The sequence below is a fragment of the Burkholderia sp. PAMC 26561 genome, from assembly GCF_001557535.2.
Lineage (GTDB): Bacteria > Pseudomonadota > Gammaproteobacteria > Burkholderiales > Burkholderiaceae > Caballeronia.
In genome coordinates, this window is sequence record NZ_CP014315.1 from 1150184 (window position 1) to 1172893 (window position 22710).

A 22710-nucleotide genomic window follows, 5' to 3' on the forward strand; every position below is an offset into this window, starting at 1 on the left:
GGCTCCAAAAAATGCGCTGTTTCGATAGTTCGATAAAAATCGAATAACCGGAGTATCGCAGAATCCTTTACCATTTGCTTTATGCGCAACTATAACCATCCCGCCCCCAAGGACTTCGCCCTCGAGCGGATTTTCAATGCTCTCAGTGACCCGGTGCGTCTGGACATCGTGCGGCATCTGGCGCGCGTCACCGAGGCCACGTGCGGCGAACTGGACGGCGGCCGCCCGAAGTCGAGCATGTCGCATCACTTCAGGATCTTGCGCGACGCGGGTCTCGTGCAGACGCGCGTGGCTGGCACGGTTCACCAGAATACGTTGCGGCTCGATGAACTGGAAAGCCGGTTCCCTGGCCTGATGAAGGCCATTCTGGAACACTTGCTGGTGGAGGAGATGGCCTAAGGGCGTCGCGCAGATTCAGATCATGCTGCGCGAGGGAGCGCAGTATCGGAAAATATGATCAGTCATCCTTACCACGCTGAAATGCCTTTACGATTTCAGCCTTGTGCGCGTGGTAGAACGCCATGTTCTCGGCGCTGGGGATCTTGGCTTTATCGACGTATTTCGCCTGCTTTGGATCGGCGAGCATTTCGTCTGTCATCTGCACGCGCATCAGGACGATCGCGCCGAGCGCGGCCTGACGCGGAGTCAGGCCGTGTCTGTCGAGCGCGGCCTTGCTCGCGGGCGTCTTTGCAATCGACGCGCTCATTGCATCGATCGACGACAGCATCGCCGTGGCCTTTTTCGGATCATTTTCTTCGGCCCGCGCGCCGCCTTCAGCGGCGGCTGCTTCGAAGCGCTTGAGGAAGTCGTCAGTGAGCGTGAAGTTTTGAACCTCTTTCTGATCCGCGGGCGTGAGTGCGCGGGCGGGAAGGGAGGTTGCGAGCGCCACTGCAGGGAACACAATGACGCTCGCAAGCTTCAACAACCGTTTGATACGGCTTTTCATCACAACGCTCCTCTCAGGCATGCCGGCACGGCCGTCTCCGGCAATTCAGTTGATCTTCAGTTGACCTTCAATTGACCACCGCGGCCCAGGCCACCTTGAACGTCCTGCGCCTTGTAGCTGCGCAGGGCGACGACCATCTTGTTGTAGGCATCGATAAACGCCGCCACCGTCGCCTTGCCTTCCGGCGTCTTCGAAAAGCCGCCCAGACCGCCCGCAGCGCCACCGCCCAGTCCCGACAACGCTGCGCCATAGTTGGTCGCCGTCGCGTTACCTTCGGCGGCCGAAATCTGGACCGCCGAGCGTACGTCGAACAGCGTCAGGGTCACGACGGACGCGCGGCTCTGCATGCCGCCCGCCAGCCTGGCAATCGCAGCGTTCCCGACCAGGCCACCGAGCACGCCGGTGACGCCGCCAATGGCCGAGTCGTTGATGACGATCTGCGGTTCCATGTAGTAATCGGCCGCGACGCGCTGTCCTTTCTGCTGTTTCGACCCCGCCCGATATTCCCCCGAATTGCGCTGCAGCGACGTGATGCGCGAAATGCGCGCATCGGATTTCTGGTTGCCGATGGACGTGATCACAAAGCAGTTCGACTGCTGTACCGCGAGCCGCAGCAACGGGTCGATCGACGTCACTTGCGTGGCGCTGCCGAACGCGCCGAACCAGTCGGCGTTGCGGCCGTCATCGACCGCGATCGTGCCGAGGGGCGCAGTGCAACGTTCGAGCGTTTCATCGGCGCCGGCGCTCGTCGCGCCACCCGCTGCGCCCGAGACACCCGCGCTCTGACCGCCCGTGGATACCATGCCGCCGCAAGCGCATAGCGATACCGTCAGGAGGACCGCAAGTACTTTCTTCACGCCGGGAAATTCTGAACTGAGAGTCATGTTATTAGCTGCGTTGTGAGTGATCGGCATGCGACTCGCCCGGCTTCGCGAGAAGCCGCAACCAGCCGTCTAAAAAGGAATGCTTAGTATCCGTACCAGCTACGCTGCTGCCAGCGACCGTAGTACGGATAGCCCGAAGACCAATAGCCGTAATAGACTGCTCGCCATTCGGTTTGCCATTTGTAGTAGGTCTCCTCTGACTTCTTTGCAGCTCTCGCTTGCTCAAGAAGTTTGCGCGACTCAGCATCGCCTCGCCCCGATGCAATCAGCAGCCATTTCTCGGCCTCGCGGGGATCTGATCCCATCTCTTCGAGGCCGAACAAATAGAAATTTCCCAGCGCTTTTTGCGCTTCGAGATCGCCGCCTTCAGCGGCCTTTCGCATCCACACGAGCGCTTGATAACTATCCTGACGCACACCGTCGCCGCGGAAATACCGAAGCCCCAGGTCGTAGGCCGCGCGAGGCTCTTTTTGCGCCGCCGACTCAAGCGCGGTGATGCGGCCATCGGTGTCCGCGTCATTGCCGTTTCCTGATGCCTCGAACGACACCTGACTTTTTGAGCGGTTGCTGCAACCCTGGTCGTCGCAAATCCGGACTTGATTGCTGTGTGACGGATTTTGGGCGCAGGCTGCCAGCGCCAGGGCGGCGCACAGCGCCAGCCAGCGAGACTTCATCTTGATCCCCGATGCGCTTTGTTTATTGAAACACTTTAGCCTGACGAATAAGCCTGACGAATAAGGCGAGAAAATGGTAACAGCGAGGCGGCGATCCAATTTGCCTCACAGTCTCCAAAACCTGCCTGAGCGTCTCAAAAGCGGCGAATCAATCAAGCTTTCCGAGTACCTCTTTTAATGAGCCAGCGTATTGGGCTGTATCGGTGGGACTAGAAGCTGATTTCTCAAACGAAGATCCCCGGTCGCGCGCCTCACGGGGCGAATAGCCGAATGCCTGGCGAAATGTCCGGCTGAAGTGCGATTCACTTTTAAAGCCATATTCGAAAGCGAGGGTGGAAATCCGATAACCCGCACCAGCCGGGCTCTCGAGTATCTGGCGGATTTTGTCGAGCCGACGTTGTTGAATGTACGAAACAACGCCCGATTCACGACTAAACAACCGATAAAGCTGTGCGCGGGAAATGCCGACATCGCGGCAAATCAATGAGGGTGTGAGATCGGCCGATTTTAGGTTTGCATCGATAAACCGGCGCACCCGGTTAAAGACAGTTTGATTGATCTCGTCTTCCGCGTCCGCCAAAGTTGCGATACATGGCGCGAGGGCGGCCGAAACCATGGCGAGTGTCGCTTGTTCCACATAAGGCATTTCCGCTGGCGCCAGGTTGGGCAATTGCCTGCGCAGCGCATGCATGTGATCGCCGAGCAGCGTGCTGAGCGCGCCTTGCAGTACGGTTCCGTGCAGGTTCGCCGACTTGATGCGTGGATCAAGAAGATCGCGTGCGATCGTCAATATGATCGTGTCGCCGGCAATGATCTCCGAATCGAGTTCCCGCGCGAGATCGAGGATATAAATCTTCGACGGCTCTGCATTGATCGTCGCCCGGGCGGCATATCCCGACAATGAATGTGTAATGCCGAGACAAAGGTAGAAGTGATCCAGTCCATCCCGTCGAATCATTTGCGATGGACGTTTGACGCTATACGCAACCGGATCATCCTCACCTGCCCACGTGCCGCATCCCATTAACAGCGAACCGACGTAACCGGTCGACAAATTGTAGTTAAAGCGCTGGGAAGCCGGTTTTTCGATGCCTACGTCGAATATCGCATTGACTTCGTCCCGCCACACGTCGAACCGCTGGTCCTCGGAATAGGCGTCCGTCGAGAAATGGAAAAGATAGGGATTCAAATTTGAACTCCGAAGTCATGCCTGCACGAAGGGAAGTGATGAGAACCATGTGAACGAATCTGAATAAGCCATTACGAGACGCATTATCCGTTTCTTACAGTGTTTGTGCAGACCGCGCAGCTTTCGTTGAGCGCGGAACGTTGGCGAGATCGAAAACAGACAAGGGTAAACCCCCTCTATCCGGCGTGTTTTTGTGCTCATCTAATAAAAATGAATGTTGTTGACGACGTACATTTAGTCCCGGGCGATGCGCTGTCGCCCGTCGTTACCGCCATAGCACTTGCGTTACACCGCACCCCATTCAAACGAAGGAGCAAGACGATGGCCAAGGAAATCCTGGTGGCATTTGGTATTGACGTGGACGCTGTTGCCGGATGGCTCGGTTCATACAGCGGCGAGGATTCACCTGACGATATTTCCCGGGGCCTGTTCGCGGGCGAAGTCGGATCGATGCGCCTGCTCAAGCTCTTCGAGCGCGAAAAGATCAGGACAACGTGGTTCATTCCAGGTCATTCCATCGAAACATTCCCGGAGCAGATGAAAGCCGTCGCGGACGCCGGACACGAGATCGGCATTCACGGCTATAGCCACGAGAACCCGATCGCGATGACACCGGAACAGGAAGAGGCCGTGCTCGATCGCAGCATTGAACTGGTGACGCAGTTGTCCGGCCGTCGCCCGACCGGATACGTGGCGCCGTGGTGGGAGTTCAGCCCGGTATCGAACGAGTTGCTGGTCAAGAAGGGCATCAAGTACGACCACAGCCTGATGCACAACGACTTCCACCCGTACTACGTGCGCGTGGGCGATACGTGGACCAAGATCGACTACAGCAAGCATCCGAGCGCGTGGATGAAGCCGCTCGTACGCGGTCAGGAAACCGATCTGGTCGAGATTCCGGCGAACTGGTATCTCGATGACCTGCCGCCAATGATGTTCATCAAGAAGTCGCCCAACAGCCACGGCTTCGTGAACCCGCGTGACATCGAGCAGATGTGGCGTGATCAGTTCGACTGGGTGTATCGCGAGCATGACGACTATGCCGTGTTCCCGATCACCATTCACCCCGACGTTTCCGGCCGCCCGCAAGTGCTCCTGATGCTCGAGCGGCTGATCGAGTACTTCCGTGGTCACGAAGGGGTGCGGTTCTGCACCTGCGACGAAATCGCCGACGACTTCCTGGCCCGCTTCCCGCGCGGCAAATAATCCGCTGCACCCACTCTTCGAAGAGAGCCATGATGAAAGAAAATCCGCTCGCTGCGTCCGGATTCAAGCTGGAAAAGATCCTGCCGGTCGATGTCAAACGCGCCACCATCGTCGCGTTTTTCGCCTGGGTGTTCGCTGTCTACGACTTCATCTTGTTTGGCACGCTGTTGCCGGAGATCGGCAAGCACTATGGCTGGGATGCCGCGATGCAAGCCGAGATCGCGACGCTGGTTGCCATCGGCACGGCAGTGATCGCGTTTGCGATCGGACCGGTGCTCGACCGTGCCGGGCGTAAGGCGGGACTGCTCTGGACGGTGGCGGGCGCGGCCCTGTGTTCTGGCCTGACGGTTGTCGGCGGAGCGCTCGGACAATGGCCGCTCGTGCTGATCCGCTCGCTATCGGGCCTGGGCTACGCCGAGGAAACCGTGAACGCGACTTACCTCAACGAGCTGTATTCGGCCGCCAACGATCCGCGCCTGAACCGCAACAAGGGCTTTATTTATAGCCTCGTGCAAGGCGGCTGGCCGATCGGCGCACTGATTGCGTCGGGACTGACGGCCGTGCTGTTGCCGCGCATCGGCTGGCAGGGCTGCTTCATCTTCGCGACGTTTCCTGCCATTGTGATCTTCTTCATGACGCGCCGCCTCAAGGAGAGCCCGCAGTTCCTGCTGCACAAGCGCATCAAGACTTTGCGCGAATCAGGCGATGACCACGGCGCACGAGCGCTCGCCGGCGAACATAGCGTGGACTACGAGCAGCACAGCCGCGCCGGGCTGCGTGAAGCGTTTCGCGGTACGTCGCTGCGCGCGACGCTCGTGCTGGGCGGCGGGATCCTGCTGAACTGGTCCGCCATCCAGGTCTTCAGCGTGCTCGGCACCACCGTGCTCACGCGCGTGCACAACGTGTCGTTCGAGAACTCGCTCTTGATCCTCGTGTTGTCGAACGTGATCGGCTACTGCGGGTATCTGAGCCACGGCTGGATTGGCGACAAGATCGGCCGCCGCAATACGCTCGCAATCGGCTGGATGCTCGGCGGGCTCGCATTCGCCGGCATGCTGCTCGGGCCGAGCAGCACAGGCGTGGTGGTCGCGTTGTATAGCCTCGGGCTCTTCTTCCTGATCGGGCCGTATTCGGCGGCGCTGTTTTTTATCGGAGAAAGTTATCCGACGTCCATTCGCGGCACGGGCAGCTCGATCGTCCACGCGATGGGTCCAATCGGCGCGATTCTCGCGGGCGTCGGCGTCACCGCGATGCTCAACCACGGCGGCGACTGGATGCACGCCGCGATCTGGTTCGGCGCGGTGCCGTGCTTCCTGTCCGGCGTGCTGATCTTCTTTGCAAAACACGTCAATCCCGAGGAAGTCAAATGAGCGCGGAACAAGGGGTACAGAACAAAGGAGTGCGGCGGGTCGCGATCGTGACCGGTGCGGCAAGCGGGATTGGCCACGCGCTTGCCGTCGCTTACGCAAAGGCTGGCGTGGCAGTTGTCGGCGGTTATTTTCCCGGCGATCCGCACGATCCTTCGCAGACGGAACAAGCGGTGCGCGAGGCGGGCGGCGAGTGCGTGATGCAGCCGGTCAACGTGACGTCGGCTGACGAAGTCGAGGCCTTCGCCACGCTCGCCGTGGAGCGTTTCGGCAGGCTTGACTACGCGGTCGCCAACGCGGGCTTGCTGCGCCAGGCGGCGCTCACCGAGATGAGCGACAACCAGTGGTTCGAGATGCTCGACGTCGACCTGAGCGGCGTGATGCGGACCTTCCGCGCGGCGGCGCGTCATATCGAGGATCATGGTTCGATGGTCGCGGTTTCGTCCATTGCCGGGGGTGTGTACGGTTGGGAACACCATGCGCATTATTCTGCTGCGAAAGCAGGCGTGCCGGGTCTGTGCCGGGCGGTCGCAATGGAGCTGGCTCCGCGCGGTGTGCGCTGCAACGCCGTGATTCCCGGGCTGGTCGAAACGCCCCAATCGCTCGATGCCGTCAACTCGCTCGGTCCCGATGGCCTGCGCGAGGCGGCGCGCACGATTCCGTTAAAACGAGTCGGGCGGCCCTCCGAGATCGCGGCGCTGATCCGCTTCCTGACAAGCGATGACGCGTCCTACATCACGGGCCAGTCGATCATCGCCGACGGCGGCCTCACCGTGCGCTGGCCGGGCTAGGGAGAATTCGAATGACCACTTTGTTTTCACTCGATGGCCGCCGCGCGGTCGTCACGGGCGCGGCGAGCGGCATTGGCGCGGCGATTGCGAAGCTGTATGCATCGGCGGGGGCGCGTTTGCTGCTTGCCGATCGCGACGCGGCACGCCTTGCCATTCAGGCCGATCTATGTCGCGCGGCCGGTGCAACCGTGGAAACGGTGCAGGCCGACGTGGGCGTTGAAGCGGAGGCGAACCGCATTATCGATACATGTATTGAAGCGTTCGGCGGCATCGATATCCTCGTGAACAACGCCGGTATGCTCACCCAGGCGCGCTGCACGGACCTCACGACCGAGATGTGGGACGACATGATGCGCGTCGACTTGCGCAGCGTATTCTTGTGTACGCGGCGCGCGCTGCCGTTCATGACCGCGCAACGCTGGGGCCGCGTGATCAACATTGCGTCGCAGCTCGGCATCAAGGGCGGCGCGGAGCTGTGCCATTACTCGGCGGCGAAGGCGGGCGTGATCGGCTTTACGAAATCGCTCGCGCTGGAAGTGGCGCCCGACAACGTGCTCGTCAACGCAATCGCGCCGGGACCGATCGAGACGCCGCTCGTGGACGGCATCAGCGAAGCGTGGAAAAAAGCCAAGTCCGCGGAATTGCCGTTGCGCCGTTTCGGTCTTGCTGATGAGGTTGCGCCGACGGCTTTGCTGCTGGCGTCCGATCCCGGCGGCAATATTTTCGTGGGCCAGACGCTCGGACCGAATTCCGGCGATGTCATGCCGTGATGCATCACTGATCTTCAGGAGGAACAAGCATGTGCGGCATGTGCGGACTGCTTGGCGGCGGTAACCATTGGTCGAACACGACCGCGCCGGCGGCAGGCGCGAACCCGCGGCGCCAACGCCTTATCCAAGCCGCGCTCGCCAATCGCGTGCTGGTGCCGTTGCGGCTGAAACTCGATGACTTTCACGGGCAGTCGTTCCTGTTGTCGTCGCCCACGGGCGCGTGCGAACTGGTCAGTGATTTCTCTCAAGTGTGGCGAGTCGCCGAGCGCATGCTCGGGCGGCCGCTCGATCCATTGACGCTCTTCACCGACATCGGTAACGATAAGGCCGCCCCATGAGCCTCGCTTACGACATCCTGCCGCTCACGCTCGTGACGGGCTTTCTCGGCAGCGGAAAATCGACCTTGCTCGCCGATGTCCTGCAAGGCGACGCCGCGCGTGACACGGCGGTCCTCGTCAACGAGTTCGGCGATGTCGGCCTGGACCATCTGCTGATAGGTGAAGTCGATGCACGCACCGTCCTGCTCGATAACGGTTGCGTCTGCTGCTCCATTCGCGGGGAGTTGAAAGACGCGCTCGCCACGCTTTTTTCACAGCGCGCGCGTGGCGACGTGCCGCCGTTCTCTCGCGTGGTGCTGGAGACAACGGGACTGGCGACGCCTGCGCCGATCATCGCAACCTTGCTCGCCGATCCGGTGATCCGCAGCCACTATGCGCTCAACGCGACGATCACCGTGGTCGATGCAGTGAACGCGCACGAGCAGCACGCACGGTATCCGGAATGGCTCGCGCAAGTAACGGCGGCCGACCGCTTGCTGATCAGCAAACCGGATCTCGTCGATGAACTCCGGCTCACGGAACTGGCCCGCATGCTCACGGCGCTCAATCCGGCCGCCGACGTGCTGATCCGCGGCGATGCAGCGACCGCACAAGGCGTGGATGGCCATGACGGGCGGGCGCTCCTTGACATACTGTTTGCATCGGCGAGTTCCATTGATCTGATCGGGCGGATTGGCGGCGCCCAGCGTCGCGTTGCTGTGAAAGGCGCGCTTGCGCATCGCGGCGAGCAGGCATCGACCATTCAATCCTTCTGCATGCAGGTCGATATACCTCTCGACTGGCAGGTCTTCACCCTCTGGTTCACGATGCTTCTCAACCGTCACGGTGATAAGATTTTGCGTGTGAAGGGGCTGCTCTGCATTGCAGACTCGGACCGTCCGGCCGTGCTGCATGCGGTGCAGCATCTCGTTCATCCCGTGCTGCACCTGGATGCATGGCCGCCGGCGGGCGAGGGTCCGCGGCGCTGTTCCCGGCTCGTGTTCATCACCGAAAGTCTCGGCCGCGACGCAATAGAAGCGTCGTATGCGCGGTTCCAACACCATCTGGAAGAAGCCGTTCATTGAAAGCGAAGCCAGCGTCGCCCAAGTCCAGTTCTCCCGCCTCGGCCGCGATTCATCCGGGGAAAGTCGAATTGCGCGTGCTCGGCACTTCCGTCACGTTGCAGGAACATATCCGCAAGCAGGCCGAGCAGGAGCTTGGCATCAAGTTGCGGTTTATCGTCGACGATGGTTTTGCGGTCCAGCGCGCGGGCGTCATGCATCCCGATCGCTACGAGGTCTACGACCAGTGGTTTCACAGCATCGACTGCCTGTGGCCGGCGCGTGCGCTGCAGCCCATCGATGTCTCGCGTATCCGCCGCTGGGACGAGATCAATTCCCTGCCGCGAACTGGCCAGCTCGCCAATCACGCGTGTACCAACGCGGGCAGCGTGCCCGTCGACCGCCTTTACGTGCAGCCCGATAACTCGCTCGCGCGCACGCCCACGGAGCGCATCAGCATGTTGCCGCTCACGCATAACGCCGACAGTTTCGTTTATCTGGAAGACGCATTGCCGCCCGCGCTGCAAGGCACGCCGGAAAGCTGGGCGTGGCTGCTCGCGCCCGAACTGAGCGGCCGGGTCGCGCTGCAGGCGGACGCGGCGATCGGCGCCATCGATGCCGCCCTGGCCGTTGAAGCTGCAGGGCTGATGAAGTTCGCCGATATCGGCAACCTGAGCATCGAGGAGATCGACGCGTTGATCGATACGCTGATCGGTTTCAAGCAGCGCGGGCATTTCGCGGGCTTCTGGTCCACCTTCGCCGAGGCCGCGCAACTGATGATTGCGAACAAGGTCGCGATCCAGAGTATCTGGTCGCCGGCGACCGTGGAACTCGAGCGCGCGGGGCTGCGCTTCCGGCTGGCGAGTCCGCAGGAGGGGTATCGTGCGTGGTTCGGCGGCATGGCGCTTTCGCGTCTCGCGCGCGGCCGGGTGCTGGACGCCGCTTATGAGTACCTCAACTGGTGGCTCGACGGCTGGGCCGGCGCGACCATGGCGCGGCAAGGTTTCTACATCTCGAACCCCGAACGTTCACGCGAGCATCTTGACGACGCAGAATGGGCTTACTGGTACGATGGCAAGCCCGCGGCGGCCGAACTTCCCGGGCCGGTCAGCCGGCATCTGGTGGCCGCCGGCCAGCAGCGCGACGGTGGCAACTACATGGCGCGCATGGGCCGTATCGCCGTGTGGGATTCCGTGATGGACGAGCATAATTACCTGGTGCGACGCTGGAACGATTTCATGCGCGCCTGATGGAACAACGCCGGCAGCAACCATGATCCAACGATGACAAGAAGCGCACGCGGCGCGCTCAAGCAGCCGGGCCGCACTGAAAAATCCGACATCCGCGCGCCAGACTCGATGGCAGGGTCTGCGTCTGGGTCTGTGTCCGATCCTGCGCAGGAAACATCGGGCGACACCGACACGCGGCTGCGCTACCGGCTGATCCACGACCAGTTGAAAAGCGCGATTGCGCTTGGCCGTATCGCGCCTGGGCTCGTGCTCCTCGAAGGACCTGTCGCGCGTATTTTCGGCACGAGCCGCGTGCCTGTGCGCAAGGCGTTCGAGATGCTGCACGCCGGAGGTTTGCTGCATACCTTTGAAGGGCGCGGTTACCTCGTTGCGCATCCCGATGGCCGCATCCCCGATCCCGTCCGGGCACCGCTTTCGGAAGCCGCGCTCGGTTTCGAGGAGGCACAGGCGCCGCTCGAACTGCCGTCCAACAGCGAGCGGATCTATCACGCGCTGGAAGCGGCCGTTTCGATTGCGGTTGCATTCGGGCATTATCGGATCGATGAAAGCCTTGCTGCCGAGGTGTTCGGCGTCAGCCGTGGCGCCGTACGCGAAGCACTGAGCCGGCTGCGCGATTTTGGTCTCGTGGAGAAATCCGCTTACTCGCACTGGCTTGCCGGGCCGCTGACCGCGCGGGCGGTGGCTCAGGATTACGAGCTGCGTGTATTGCTCGAACCCGCGGCGTTGCGCGCCGGCTATGCGAAGCTTTCACGCGAGACGATCGATGCTGCGTGTGATGAAATTGAACGGGCGATCCTCGATCCTGATTCGATCGATGCCGATGGCCTTCAGCAACTCGAAACCACCTTGCACGTGGACTTTTTGCAGCATGCACCCAACAAGAAGCTGCTGGTCACTATCGACCGGGCGCTGATGCCGCTCACGGTGAATCATGCGTTTTTCAACGCGTTCAATCTGCATCCGGAACTTGCTACGCTGATCGAGCATCGCGCGGTTTTATTCGCGCTGCGAGACGCAGATATCGATACCGCCGCGCGGGCGCTCCTGCTGCACCTGCATGCGGCGCAGAAGCGGACCTTGCAGCGGCTCAAGGTGCTAGCGGTGCTGCCCGAACCCGACCTGCCTTTGTATATGCAGCGGATCGTTTAGCGCGCGTGGCCATGAAATGCCGTTCAACCGGGAGACGCCCTTGAAAACGCTGACGGAGCAACTCACTCAATACGCGGCCTATCATCGCGACCGTCGTAACGTCGCCACGCATTTCGTAGGCATTCCCATGATCGTCCTTGCGCTCGCGGTGCTTCTCAGCCGGCCCGTGTGGATGACCGCCGAGCTGCCGTTTGCGCTTTCGCCGGCGTGCGCCTTGTTCCTCGCGGCGACGCTCTACTATCTTGTCCTCGATGTCCAGCTTGGCGTCATCATGGCGATCGTTTCCGTGCTGTGCCTGGCCGTCGGGCAATGGCTCGCCGCACAGTCCACGGTTGTCTGGCTGGTCACGGGGGCAGGGCTCTTCCTGACTGGATGGGTGCTGCAGTTCGTAGGGCATATGGCGTATGAGCATCGCAAGCCGGCTTTCGTGGACGATGTCATCGGCCTGATGATCGGGCCTTTGTTCGTGCTGGCCGAAGCGCTGTTCCGGTTTGGCTGGCGTCCCGCCTTGCATCGTGCGATCAGGGCGGATGAGCGTGATTGAGCGCTACCGGGTCGTATAGACGCAAGAGCACTGCAACGTCCCTTCAATGCGCGCATTGCGCGGTCATTCTCGAATCTCGTCACACGGTCGTGTTTGCCGGAACGTAGAGCCAAAACTCGTGCCGCCATCCAGGCTTTTGCCGTCCTTGTCCTCGATCCTCGGGAGACAAACTGGCCGACTCTGGTTTTCTTTTGCTCTGAAGTACGCCATTGAACAGGTGTCTCGCGGCCATTCGCAAGCAGGCAAAGTCTTACCCACACGCCCAGCAGGGGATGGTTTCAGCGAGCCGTTTAATGCGATGTTATGTTGCAGCAAGCTTTCGTTGGCGATGCGCAGACCGCTTGACGAACCCATCTTCTGTACGCTCTTCCAAGCCAAATCATGTTGACGGAAAACACATCCTCTATCGGCGACGTCCTGCCCGAAAGCGACACCCCTTCCTCGCTGCGCCAGTGGTTATCGGTGGCGGCGGTGACGCTCGGCGCATTTGCATTTGTCACGACCGAGTTCCTGCCGGTGGGACTTCTGCCTTATGTATCGCGCGAACTGGGCGTCTTGCCCGGTACCGCGGGCCTGATGGTGACGACGCCCGGCATCATCGCAGCGATATCGGCGCCCGGGCTGATGCTCGGAGCCGGGCGCATGGATCGACGGCATGTTTTTCTACTGCTGACGGCGATATTGCTGGCATCGAACCTGTTATCCGCATTCGCTTCCAACTTTGGCGTGATGCTGTTGGGGCGCGCGTTGCTCGGCGCCGCGCTGGGCGGTTTCTGGACGTTGGCGACATCCGCTGCAAGGCGGCTCGTCGAACCCCGCGATGCAGCCAGGGCAATGGCAACGATACTCACCGGCGTCACCTGCGCGACCGTCATTGGCGTGCCGCTGGGGACGTTCATTGCGGGGCTTGCGTCGTGGCGGGTATCGTTCATGGCAACCGGCGGTCTTGTTGCCGTTGCGCTCGTTGCGCAGTTGCTGATGGTGCCGTCGCTGCCGTCATCGACAGCACTGCGCTTCAGCGATCTCACGAAATTGCTTAAGCAATCGCATTCGAGGAAGAGCCTGCTGATGGTGGCCCTTGTCTTCGCCGGCCACTTTGCGTCCTTTACATACGTCACACCATTTTTGCTTGGCGATGCGCATCTCGACATATCGACGATCACCTGGTTATTGCTCGGCTTTGGTGTGATCGGATTCGTGTCGAACTTTGCGGCATCGGCGACCGTGGTCAAGAACCTCAAGATGACGACGGCGACCATGATCTTCATCCTGGCGGCCGCGTTGTTGCTGATGCCCGTATTTCAGCATTGGCAACTGGGCGTAAGCGCGATCGTGCTGGCATGGGGTATCGCGTTCGGCGCGCTTCCGCTTTGCTTCAGCGTCTGGATCCAGCGCGCGACGCCAGATCAACCGGAAGCAGGTTCGGCGCTCTTTGTCAGCATCATTCAGCTCGCGATTGCGGCGGGGTCGCTGGTCGGCGGAACGGTGGTCGATCGCGCCGGCATTCCCGCCGACTTCTTGCTCGGCGGCTCGCTTTCGCTGCTGGGGCTCGTGGCGCTGTTGAGCATTGGCGCGCGCAAGGAGACGGCGTCGGCGGTGCCGGTTCCGTGCAACGCGACGCCTGAGTGAAGCAGAGACTGGCGTTGTCGCGGGTTATCGAGCGTTATCGCGAGTGCGACTTGAACGCTTCGCCGCCGATACCCGCGTGATCCACCGCTGCAATCCGGTTACGGCCATTGTCTTTCGCCTGGTACAACTGGGCATCGACAAGATTGATGAACGCCGTTGCATCCATTCGGTCAGTCGGGACGATCGTGCCCACACCAAAACTCGCAGTCAAACGCTGGTTATGGGGTGAGCGCACGTGCGCAATCGCCTCGTCCGAGATCAGCGCGCGGCAGCGTTCGGCGATCCTCACGGCGTTTTCGGCGGGCATATTGGCTAGGACCAGGATGAATTCCTCGCCGCCGAATCGCGCAAGGAAAGCGTCCGGGCCGGCCGCTTCGCCCAGTACGCGTGCGACGTGCTTGATGCATTCGTCGCCTTGCAGATGCCCGTAGTAGTCGTTGTATGACTTGAAGAAATCGATATCGGCCATGATCAGCGAAAGTGGCGTGCCCGAAGCCTTCGCCGCAGCCCATTCGCGCTCCATGACGCCGTCGAACATGCGGCGATTGCCCGCGTCGGTGAGGCTGTCGTGGAATGACAGTCTTTCCAGATCTTTTTGCAATTGCGCGAGCTTTTCTTCGTTGCGTTTGCGTTCGCTGATATCGAACATGAAGCCGACCAGGGAATCGACTTCGCCACTCGCGTTGCGCACTACGTGCACGACGTCGCGCAACCAGACGTAACCGCCGTCGCGTGTGAGCGCCCGGTAATCGGCTTCATGATCGGAGCCGGCCTTCGATTGCGCGACGCAGAAGTCCACGACCGATTCGCGATCGTCTGGATGCATGCGTTCCGCCCAGTCGTTGACGTTTTTCCAGCTCGACGGCGGCCAGCCTAACAGTCCTTCGATCTGCGGGCCGATGTAGGCAAATTCCATGGTGGCCCAGTCGATTTTCCACGGGATCGCTTTGGTGGATTCGAGCAAGGTCCGGTAGACGGCGCTGTCGTCGTCTCCGAACACACGGGTGGGCGTGACGGGGGACGCGCCGTGCGACAGGAAGGCGGCCTTCAGGTTGCCTGGATTGTCTTGGTTGCTGTCGGAACTGTCTTGGTCGGTCATTTGGCGGCGGTTTTTGATTTTGTGGCTTTGCGGTTGCGGGAGTGCCTGATGATGTTAACGGCAGCGGACGCCTGTCAGTAAAGATTTTGTTTTGAAGCGTTCCACAAATGATGCGCACAGGCGTTCTTGTATCATCATGCGACCTTCTTCATGCACGCACGCCAAACGCACATGTCAGACTATCTCGACGCTCCAGCTTTTCTAACGATCGCATTGGCCGCAGAATCGCAAGCCGCAGCGCCATGCAATTGCACACGAACACCGCTTGACGGCTGGAACTCGCAGCCAGTTTCCCTCGATGAGGAGCGGCTTCAGGAAGTGGGCACGCTTTGCGTAGCCGGCGACCCTGAGCCGAGCTATCAGGAATACCTGCCCCAAGGCGTCGATTACTGGTCATCAGAAGCACCTATCGCACCGCGATATTTTCCCTACAACCGCTGCACCGTATGGCAGTGCACGCAATGCAGCCGGCTTTATCTTCGATACACGGAAGGCGGCGGTTATTTCGTCGATCGCCGGATCCGTGCAGTGCGTTCCGCACTCATTCAGGACGTTCCCCTTTAGAAGGTCCAGATCGGAGTATCGTCCGGCGGAAGATTCGCTAGCGTCCACGGCACGCTTCGAACCGCTCGCGAGAGCCTTCCGCAGCGGCAGACCCGAGGTTCGGCTGACAGCGTCAGGAATGTCCGAAAACGTCCTGTACTCGTCTGCTTCAGGCCTCGCGTGAACGCCTCCTTCGTTTTAGCATGAGAGTCATCCTGCAACGAACCAAGAGGTAGAACGAAAGCCCATGACCACCACTGCACTCATCGTCATCGATGCACAGGAATCATTCCGACATACTCTCTATTGGTCCGAAACGGACCTGTCTTCATACATCGACCGGCAGCAGGCGTTGATTGACGGCTGCGTTGCGCACGGCGTACCGGTGGTCCGTATATTCCATGTCGAGGAGCAGGGGGCGTTTTCACTTGCGTCCGGCCATGTCAGGACGCTGGAGGAGCTGTCGATCTCACCCGCCGCGACATTCCACAAGCATCACCACAGCGCGCTGGCTGGCACTGCGCTCGCGTCCTGGCTGATCGCACAGGGAATCGGACGATTGATCGTCAGCGGGATCAGAACGGAGCAATGCTGCGAAACGACCTCGCGCCACGCATCCGACAGCGGCTTTGAAGTCGACTTCGTTAGCGAAGCGACGCTGACCTTTGCAATGACCCATCCTCGTATCGGGCGGACGTACACTCCACAAGACATCCGCGAGCGCACTGAACTCGTGCTCGAGGGACGCTTCGCTCGTATTGCGACTGTTGGAGAAGCACTCGAGGCGTTGCCTCGACCCTTGGTCGCGTAGTTTCGAAGACGCGAGCGCTCATTGCATACACGATGTGAATCACTGAAACCGGTACGACCGATGCAGAAGTTGTCGCAACGAAAGGAAAGCGGTCCAATGAAGCTGAGAACTCGTACCGGTCACGCGAAGGACCGTGCGATTCCGGTGTTGTTCGTGCTGCTGCCCAATGTGCTGATGCTCGATCTCGCGGGTCCTGCGGAAGTGTTGAGGCTCGCATCGCAACTCAATGCAGAGGAAGCGGGTGGCCCCTTCCGCCGCTTCCAACTGAGCTACGTCGGCCCGGTTGCTTGCGTGCAGACTTCGATCGGCTTGACGCTTGAGGGTATCAAGCCGTTGCCCGAATCGCTTCCCGCAGACGCGATCGTTGTGATCGTCGGAGTGAGTTCGTCCATCGATACCATCAGGCGGCGAAAATTCGACGCGGCGTCCGACGCGGTCACGAACTGGCTGACCCACGTAGTCGCGCCCATCAAGAACCGCGTGATGTGCGTGTGTTCGGGGGCTTTGATTGCCGCGCGTGCGGGACTGCTGAATGGGCGGCAGTGCACCACTCACCATGCGTTGTGTGACGCGTTGCAAGCCATTGCACCCACTGCGAAAGTACTGGAGAACCGGCTTTATGTATCGGACGGTTTGATCAGCACCAGTGCCGGCATCACGGCCGGGATCGACCTGATGCTCCAAATGCTCGCTGAACTCGCAGGCCCGCGCGCAGCGTGCGCAGTCGCGCGTGACATGGTGGTCTACATGCGCCGTACCGGCACCGATCCTCAGTTGTCGCCATGGATCACCGGCCGCAACCATCTGCATCCTGCGCTGCATCGGGTACAAGATGCAATTGCGGTCGACCCGGCGCGCGACTGGAATTTAGCGCAGATGGCGAGCATTGCTTGCAGTAGCACGCGGCACTTGGCGCGTCTATTCCATGAATATGCCGGAATGAGCCCTGTAGACTACATTCACGGCCTGCGTGTAGCGCTCGCACGCGAATTGATCGCCCAATCTTCGCTCGACATGGAGGCGGTGGCCGAGCGTGCTGGTTTCAGGTCTGCACGGCACATGCGACGTATCTGGCGCAAGTACAACGAGGCAACGCCGTCGAACAGCCGTCGTACAAGCGCAGAGGTTTCGTGATCGGGCGAGACATGGCAGATGGCAGTCAGATCGCGGTGCAGCGGAACTTACGTCTCCGGATTTGCGATGTCAGCTTCAACGATCTGCATGCCGAGCGCCGTCGCTGCGCGAAGCGCTTGCTCCTTGTCGTCGAAGGGACCAATCGCGGGGGCGCCTTCAAAAGGAAAAAGGAGCCGGCTATCGGTCTTCCTGACAACTTTGAGCGAACCCACGAAGCGACCATGCATCAATCGGTAAGTGGCATAGATTGCAAAGTCGTCATGGCTCCTGGCTTCACGTGCGGTAACGATGGCATCGTTGCGGGAAAACAATAACTTGGGTTTTATTCCAGCTTGTCGCATGGGATTCCTCCGGCGATCGAACTGAAAGGTGCAGCGTTGTTGATGTGATGAAATGCCCGTCATGCTTCAAGCTTGACGGGGGCATTCCGGCTTGATGGCAAAAAGTCGCTGCAGGTCGCAACGCGTTTTGCTTTAGTCATTTGACGGATTGTCCGGATCGACAGCGCCTTTGCTTACGTTGTCTTTGAAGTCCGCCAGATCTTTTTTATTCGAGCCGTTCGTAATTTCGACTTGTCCCTTGAGTTCGAGATCTTCGTTGCCAGTGAGCTTGCCTACCGTGAAATCAGCAACTCCTTTTAGCTGCTCCTTTACACCCTCGACCTTATCTCTGTCCATTTCCCTCTCCGATGGTCAATTGCAAACCGCATATCGAACCGCTTGATACCTGGTTGCGTTGTTAAATTGCTGCTTGTCCCAAGCCGAAATCAGTGCCAGGAAGACCGCGACGTCGGCCTTATCCTCGCCGACAGTCGCGAGGCCATTGCCGCCATCGTGGCGAGAAATTGCCGTTTTATATAAATGCAACTGCCGCCTTGCATTCGGCGTGCCACGAAGGTCCGCAACTCGCGATCGGCAAGTTTTTCCCGTTCAGCGCACTCGTTAAGCTCGCAAACGGAAAAAAGAGGCCGCCCTGAGAGCGCCCTAAGCCCAATATGATCTGCCGCGAAATGTGTAGCGATTCAAACGGGACCTCTCTGGTTGATCGCGTGACGTTATTCCGGATGCGTCGCCAGCTCGTCCAGATGGTCCAGCAAATCGGCAGGGTCTTCATATACGCGGATCGCGCCTGCTCGTTGCAATTCTTCCTCTCCCACTCCGCCCGATTTCAAGCCAAGGCCCAGTGCGTGACAACGCCGCGCGCCAAGCAGGTCCCATGTGCTGTCGCCGACTACATAGACGCACTCGATAGGCACGCCCAAACGCTCGGCCGCGGCCAAGAAGACGTCCGGCTCAGGCTTTCCCTGGCTGACTTCGTCGCCGGTCAGAACCGTCGCTTTATCGGGGTCGATGCCTAGCTTCTCGAGGCTGGATGCTGCCGCATCGGGGCTGCCACTGGTGGCGATCGCCCAAGGAATGTTTGCCTGGCTCAACGCATCTAAAAGCGCGCGGGCGCCTGGCAAGGGTTGGATTTGCGACTCCTGTTTGCCAAATACCTCGGCTTGGCGTTCTTTCACGCGTGCGATACTTTCGGCCGTGACGTCGCCTCCCAGCTCCTTGAATATTTGCTTTGCAAACAATTCGCTGCTCATGCCAATCTTCCGATGAATCCGCGAGATTGGCAGATTAAAGCCTGCGCTGGTCAACGCTTCGCTCCATGCGATGACGTGTTGATAAACGCTGTCAATCAGCGTTCCATCGAGATCGAAAACAAATGCCGTTTTCATCGAACGCCTCCTGGCGCATGCGCGATATTACGGGAACCTGCCAGCACCGCGAGCAGAGTCAGGCTCGCCAGGGAGAGCGCGAGGATTGGGAAAGCGCCCGCGCTGTTGACCGCAATCTCGGCGGGGCGGCCTGCCACCAGTTGCAGCCGGCGCGTGTTCATTCGCGCGCCGAGACGGCGAAGCTCGGAGGCAAGAATGTCCTCTGCCATGGGAAGCAGGATGGTTTCCTCGTCGGCTACGTGATGAATCACTTCCCGCATCAGCTCCATGACCGTGTCGTCGTACCCGGGCGTCATTGGGTCCATCGCGCGCAATTTGGCGATGTGTTCGCGCATCGCGTTGTGCTCGGGAACGCTTTTATCGATTGCAATAGCGGTCGGTTTTGCAGCGCGAAGCGCGGGGTAGAAGATTTCTTCTTCGAGTTGCGCGTGAATTTCGAGCGCTGCGCAGATGGTGTTGACGATCGCTGTTTTGCGCCAGTGAGGCGCATCGGTGCGGTATCGGTGAAAAGCCGCCAGGACGTGGGTGTGGTCCAGCTTTATCATTGTGGTAATACGGGGTGACAGCCTGAAGGATTGCAAATTCATGGTGATTCTCGCCGGTGAGCACGATTTCTGGGTATCGGCATCTCTTGCAAACGCTATGCCATCGAATGAGTCTGCTAGTCACCGATACACGTATTTCGCTGGAACCCCTTAAAGTTTCGCACCGATGCGGCCGTTAGAGATGATTCGAGCTTCTTCCACTCGTTCGGATTTCAGAAATTTCGAAGTAAAAGGTTCATGTCATGCCCCCGACTCCAGGTGCTGGTTCGTTTCCTATCCACAGTGAAAAGGTCAGTTGTACCGGATGCCGATCCGACGCGAGTGCAGGCATTGAGTTGGCTTTTGCGTTTCAACCGATTGTCGATACCGCGTCCGAAACGACCTACGCATGTGAGGCGCTCGTGCGGGGTCCCAACGGTGAGGGCGCGCACTCCGTGCTTTCCAAAATTGACGAAGGCAACAGGTACGCATTCGATCAATTATGCCGAACCACGGCTATCGCCCAGGCTGCCGCGCTAAGCCTCGACTCGTTTTTATCGATAAATTTCATGCCCAACGCGGTCTACCGTCCCGAAGCGTGTATTCAAAGCACGCTCGCGGCAGCGGAGAAGTACGGCTTTCCCATAGACCGGATCATCTTCGAGACCGTGGAAGGCGAGAATATCGTCAGCCGGCCTCATCTGGTCGACATCTTCAAAGCCTACAAGCGCTTCGGTTTTCAAACGGCGATCGATGACTTTGGCGCCGGATACTCCGGACTGACGCTTCTGGCAGATTTCCAGCCCGACCTCATCAAGCTGGATATGGAACTGGTTCGCGGCATCGACGTCGACGTTGTGCGGCAACATATTGTTCGCGGGGTAGTGGCCATTTGCCGCGATCTGGGCGTCAAGGTTATCGCGGAGGGCATCGAGTCCCATGGCGAGCGCGATTTTTTCGAAGCGCATGGCGTCACGCTGATGCAGGGATATCTCTTTGCCAAGCCTGCGTTCAAAACGATTCCGGAACTCAGCGAAAATTCGTTCACGCATTAGCACGTGCGCTCACTTCATGTGCGTCTGATCTGCCCTTAGCGTGCGCACGCCGTCGAGTGCTTCCGCAAAGAGCGTCTCCACCAAAGCAGAACGATGCGCCAAGACCGCGCGCATGCTGATGGTTCCTTTGTCGGTCAATTCTCCTGCTTCCGCGCAGGGAGCGGTTTCCAGCAAGTGAAGCCAAGCGATGCGGGTGGCGCTGCCGGTGGACCCTTTGTTCAGCGTTTGCAGCAGGTCCGCGAAGTAGGCGCGCACCTGCGACGACGAATGAATGCCCGATTCGAAAGTTTCCCCGAGTGTTGCGCAGGCGACGACGTCCGGAAAAACGAGCAGACCCACCTCGCTATGGCCCATGCCGGCGGGTATCGCGTCACGGACATAGGGCGCACCGAGAGCCACCGCCCGCTCGCGTAGCGCTGTTGCATTGACGAAGACCCCGGTATTCAGCTTGAAATCGTCGGCTATGCGTCCGTCGAACAGCAGTCCGAGTTCGGGACGAACCGGGTCGTAAAAAACGGCCGCGTCGCCGCTGCAGAAGAAGCCTTCTTCATCGAAAGCGCCTGCCAGCGAATTCGCGGGGCCCGTCATGTACTGATGCATGACGTGCGGGCCGCGATATCGAAGCTCCAGCTTTCCGTGGACAGGTGCGAGCTTTACCTTGCATCCCGGCGCAGGCAGGCCGATATACCGCTCCTGCTGTACGTCGCCAATGGTAAACAGGCATGCCGGCGAGGTTTCGGTCATCCCGAGTCCCGATACCACGCGCACACGTTCGCCGCAGTACCGCTTGCTCACCTCGTCCATGCGATCGCGCACTGTCCTGGATAGTCCAGCGCCCGCGAAGAACATCAGCTTGAGCCGCGAGAAAAAGTGATGGCCCAAACCTGCATCCACCTCGAGCGCCGCGACCAGGTCTTCCCATCCCTTGGGCACATTGAAATAGGCAGTTGGCGCGATGTCGCGAAGGTTGCGCAGCGTCTGCCCGAAACGCTCCGCTATCGGCTTTCCTTCGTCGATATACAGCGTTCCGCCGTTATACAGCGCGATGCCCACGTTGTGACTTCCGCCATAGGTATGGTGCCACGGCAGCCAGTCCACCAGCACGGGCGGCTCGATTGCGAATTGAGGAAAGGTCTGCAGCAGCATCTGCTGGTTACTGCAAAGCATGCGATGCGTGGTCGGCACGGGCTTCGGCAAGTTCGTCGAGCCGGAGGTAAAGAGGATCTTCGCAATGGTGTCCAGGCCGATACTGCCGTGAACCGTATCGATTATGGTCGGATCCACCTCGCACAACGTGTCGAAGGACAAAGACCGGCCGGTCTGTTCGCGGCTGACAACAAGTACATCGGGATGCACGGCCGCCTCGATCGCTTCGGCGTACAGTGAGTATTCGTCCGCAAACACCATGGCAGGATCGAGGAAGCCGATCGCGTTCTGCAATCTGACGAACCCATTGAGCGGCAGCGCCCAGGCGGGTGAAAGCGGCGCAACCGGGATGCCCGCGAACATTGCACCGAGCATGAGTTGCAAATGTTCGAGGCTGTTGCCCGACAGGATCACAATGGGGCGGCCGGAGGGCAGTTTCAGGTCCAGCAGACCTTGACCGATCGAACGAGCACGCTCGAGCATCAACGCATATGAAATGCCCGTCCACGATCCGGTGATGTTGCGACTGGCAGCAAGCCATCGCTCAGGATGCCGCAGCGCGCCGCCGACCAGGCAGTCGGTCAGTCGTTCGGGGTAGGGACGCAGCGGGTCGAGTGGCTCCAAATACCAGGCATCACCGATTTGCTCGATGCCTGGCGCGCCGACATGCACGGCGACGGGCCGGAATCCGGACCCCGCGGTCTCCTCACGCAGCATTGATCTGTCCGCTCGGTTTTTCATATTCGTACGTTGGTTTTGCGCCTGACACCGTGAAGCATTCACCGCGCATGCGTTCTGGCGACCGCAGACAGGGATTATTGCACTGGTCCATGGCATTCCCCCGCTAAAGGTACGGCCGTTGCTGCCGTAAATACGCCTTGAAGATTCTGATTGC

The 22710-nt window shown here is 59.9% G+C and carries 25 protein-coding genes; 15 read left to right on the forward strand and 10 right to left on the reverse strand.

What is annotated here, in order from left to right:
- The first annotated feature begins 81 nt into the window (after window positions 1–81).
- The gene (locus tag AXG89_RS39820) at window positions 82–399 is read left to right on the forward strand and encodes an ArsR/SmtB family transcription factor (protein WP_062001957.1); all 318 of its coding nucleotides are present in this window, start codon (window positions 82–84) and stop codon (window positions 397–399) included.
- Window positions 400–457: 58 nt separating this feature from the next.
- Here AXG89_RS39820 and AXG89_RS39825 read toward each other — a convergent pair whose 3' ends face one another.
- The 4 genes from AXG89_RS39825 to AXG89_RS39840 form a co-directional block, all read right to left on the reverse strand.
- Complete coding sequence (locus AXG89_RS39825) at window positions 458–946, reverse strand: hypothetical protein (protein WP_119024837.1); 489 nt, start codon at window positions 944–946, stop codon at window positions 458–460.
- Between the two features lie 56 nt (window positions 947–1002).
- Window positions 1003–1749: a hypothetical protein gene (locus AXG89_RS39830; RefSeq protein ID WP_372237037.1), complete on the reverse strand. Its 747-nt coding sequence runs from the start codon at window positions 1747–1749 to the stop codon at window positions 1003–1005.
- 164 nt (window positions 1750–1913) lie between these two features.
- Window positions 1914–2504, reverse strand: a complete 591-nt coding sequence (locus AXG89_RS39835) for a tetratricopeptide repeat protein (protein WP_075357619.1) — start codon at window positions 2502–2504, stop codon at window positions 1914–1916.
- A 148-nt stretch (window positions 2505–2652) separates the two neighbouring features.
- On the reverse strand, window positions 2653–3693 hold the full coding sequence (locus tag AXG89_RS39840; protein WP_075357618.1) for a helix-turn-helix domain-containing protein: 1041 nt from the start codon (window positions 3691–3693) through the stop codon (window positions 2653–2655).
- A 321-nt stretch (window positions 3694–4014) separates the two neighbouring features.
- Here AXG89_RS39840 and AXG89_RS39845 point away from each other — a divergent pair, with 321 nt between their 5' ends.
- From AXG89_RS39845 to AXG89_RS39890, 10 genes are all read left to right on the forward strand, one after another.
- Window positions 4015–4899, forward strand: coding sequence for a polysaccharide deacetylase family protein (locus AXG89_RS39845; RefSeq protein ID WP_062001952.1), 885 nt, complete (start codon window positions 4015–4017; stop codon window positions 4897–4899).
- Window positions 4900–4928: 29 nt separating this feature from the next.
- Window positions 4929–6269 carry an MFS transporter gene (locus AXG89_RS39850; RefSeq protein ID WP_075357617.1) on the forward strand — a complete coding sequence of 447 codons (1341 nt, stop codon included), beginning with the start codon at window positions 4929–4931 and terminating at the stop codon, window positions 6267–6269.
- Complete coding sequence (locus AXG89_RS39855) at window positions 6266–7057, forward strand: SDR family NAD(P)-dependent oxidoreductase (RefSeq protein WP_075357616.1); 792 nt, start codon at window positions 6266–6268, stop codon at window positions 7055–7057. The genes AXG89_RS39850 and AXG89_RS39855 overlap by 4 nt, the downstream gene beginning before the upstream one ends.
- A gap of 11 nt (window positions 7058–7068) precedes the next feature.
- Window positions 7069–7827: an SDR family NAD(P)-dependent oxidoreductase gene (locus AXG89_RS39860; RefSeq protein ID WP_075357615.1), complete on the forward strand. Its 759-nt coding sequence runs from the start codon at window positions 7069–7071 to the stop codon at window positions 7825–7827.
- 29 nt (window positions 7828–7856) lie between these two features.
- A complete protein-coding gene (locus AXG89_RS39865) occupies window positions 7857–8165 on the forward strand; it encodes a hypothetical protein (protein ID WP_075357614.1) in 309 nt (102 codons plus the stop codon).
- Window positions 8162–9229 carry a CobW family GTP-binding protein gene (locus AXG89_RS39870; RefSeq protein ID WP_075357613.1) on the forward strand — a complete coding sequence of 356 codons (1068 nt, stop codon included), beginning with the start codon at window positions 8162–8164 and terminating at the stop codon, window positions 9227–9229. The genes AXG89_RS39865 and AXG89_RS39870 overlap by 4 nt, the downstream gene beginning before the upstream one ends.
- A gap of 47 nt (window positions 9230–9276) precedes the next feature.
- The gene (locus tag AXG89_RS39875; protein ID WP_075357701.1) at window positions 9277–10455 is read left to right on the forward strand and encodes an ABC transporter substrate-binding protein; all 1179 of its coding nucleotides are present in this window, start codon (window positions 9277–9279) and stop codon (window positions 10453–10455) included.
- Window positions 10456–10488: 33 nt separating this feature from the next.
- Entirely contained in the window at window positions 10489–11604 is a 1116-nt protein-coding gene (locus tag AXG89_RS39880; protein ID WP_083637603.1) for a GntR family transcriptional regulator, read from the forward strand.
- A 40-nt stretch (window positions 11605–11644) separates the two neighbouring features.
- Window positions 11645–12148 (forward strand): Mpo1 family 2-hydroxy fatty acid dioxygenase, encoded by a 504-nt coding sequence (locus AXG89_RS39885; protein ID WP_075357699.1) that lies wholly within the window; start codon window positions 11645–11647, stop codon window positions 12146–12148.
- Window positions 12149–12529: 381 nt separating this feature from the next.
- A complete protein-coding gene (locus AXG89_RS39890; protein ID WP_075357612.1) occupies window positions 12530–13777 on the forward strand; it encodes an MFS transporter in 1248 nt (415 codons plus the stop codon).
- A 34-nt stretch (window positions 13778–13811) separates the two neighbouring features.
- Here AXG89_RS39890 and AXG89_RS39895 read toward each other — a convergent pair whose 3' ends face one another.
- Window positions 13812–14876, reverse strand: a complete 1065-nt coding sequence (locus AXG89_RS39895; RefSeq protein ID WP_083637600.1) for a sensor domain-containing diguanylate cyclase — start codon at window positions 14874–14876, stop codon at window positions 13812–13814.
- A gap of 171 nt (window positions 14877–15047) precedes the next feature.
- Here AXG89_RS39895 and AXG89_RS39900 point away from each other — a divergent pair, with 171 nt between their 5' ends.
- From AXG89_RS39900 to AXG89_RS39910, 3 genes are all read left to right on the forward strand, one after another.
- The gene (locus AXG89_RS39900; RefSeq protein WP_075357697.1) at window positions 15048–15440 is read left to right on the forward strand and encodes a hypothetical protein; all 393 of its coding nucleotides are present in this window, start codon (window positions 15048–15050) and stop codon (window positions 15438–15440) included.
- Window positions 15441–15666: 226 nt separating this feature from the next.
- The gene (locus tag AXG89_RS39905) at window positions 15667–16230 is read left to right on the forward strand and encodes a cysteine hydrolase family protein (protein WP_075357611.1); all 564 of its coding nucleotides are present in this window, start codon (window positions 15667–15669) and stop codon (window positions 16228–16230) included.
- Between the two features lie 96 nt (window positions 16231–16326).
- Complete coding sequence (locus AXG89_RS39910; protein WP_075357696.1) at window positions 16327–17364, forward strand: GlxA family transcriptional regulator; 1038 nt, start codon at window positions 16327–16329, stop codon at window positions 17362–17364.
- A 47-nt stretch (window positions 17365–17411) separates the two neighbouring features.
- On the opposite strand, the gene AXG89_RS39915 is transcribed toward AXG89_RS39910, so the two are convergent.
- From AXG89_RS39915 to AXG89_RS39930, 4 genes are all read right to left on the reverse strand, one after another.
- Window positions 17412–17705: a DUF6723 family protein gene (locus AXG89_RS39915; protein ID WP_231941551.1), complete on the reverse strand. Its 294-nt coding sequence runs from the start codon at window positions 17703–17705 to the stop codon at window positions 17412–17414.
- A gap of 132 nt (window positions 17706–17837) precedes the next feature.
- The gene (locus AXG89_RS39920) at window positions 17838–18041 is read right to left on the reverse strand and encodes a CsbD family protein (protein WP_075357610.1); all 204 of its coding nucleotides are present in this window, start codon (window positions 18039–18041) and stop codon (window positions 17838–17840) included.
- Between the two features lie 377 nt (window positions 18042–18418).
- On the reverse strand, window positions 18419–19090 hold the full coding sequence (locus tag AXG89_RS39925; RefSeq protein WP_075357609.1) for an HAD family hydrolase: 672 nt from the start codon (window positions 19088–19090) through the stop codon (window positions 18419–18421).
- Window positions 19087–19677: a hemerythrin domain-containing protein gene (locus AXG89_RS39930; RefSeq protein ID WP_075357608.1), complete on the reverse strand. Its 591-nt coding sequence runs from the start codon at window positions 19675–19677 to the stop codon at window positions 19087–19089. The genes AXG89_RS39925 and AXG89_RS39930 overlap by 4 nt, the downstream gene beginning before the upstream one ends.
- A 200-nt stretch (window positions 19678–19877) precedes the next feature.
- Between AXG89_RS39930 and AXG89_RS39935 the strand changes: the two genes are divergently transcribed.
- Window positions 19878–20669, forward strand: coding sequence for an EAL domain-containing protein (locus AXG89_RS39935; protein WP_075357607.1), 792 nt, complete (start codon window positions 19878–19880; stop codon window positions 20667–20669).
- Between the two features lie 9 nt (window positions 20670–20678).
- On the opposite strand, the gene AXG89_RS39940 is transcribed toward AXG89_RS39935, so the two are convergent.
- Window positions 20679–22532 carry a feruloyl-CoA synthase gene (locus AXG89_RS39940; protein ID WP_086386304.1) on the reverse strand — a complete coding sequence of 618 codons (1854 nt, stop codon included), beginning with the start codon at window positions 22530–22532 and terminating at the stop codon, window positions 20679–20681.
- Between the last annotated feature and the right edge of the window lie 178 nt (window positions 22533–22710).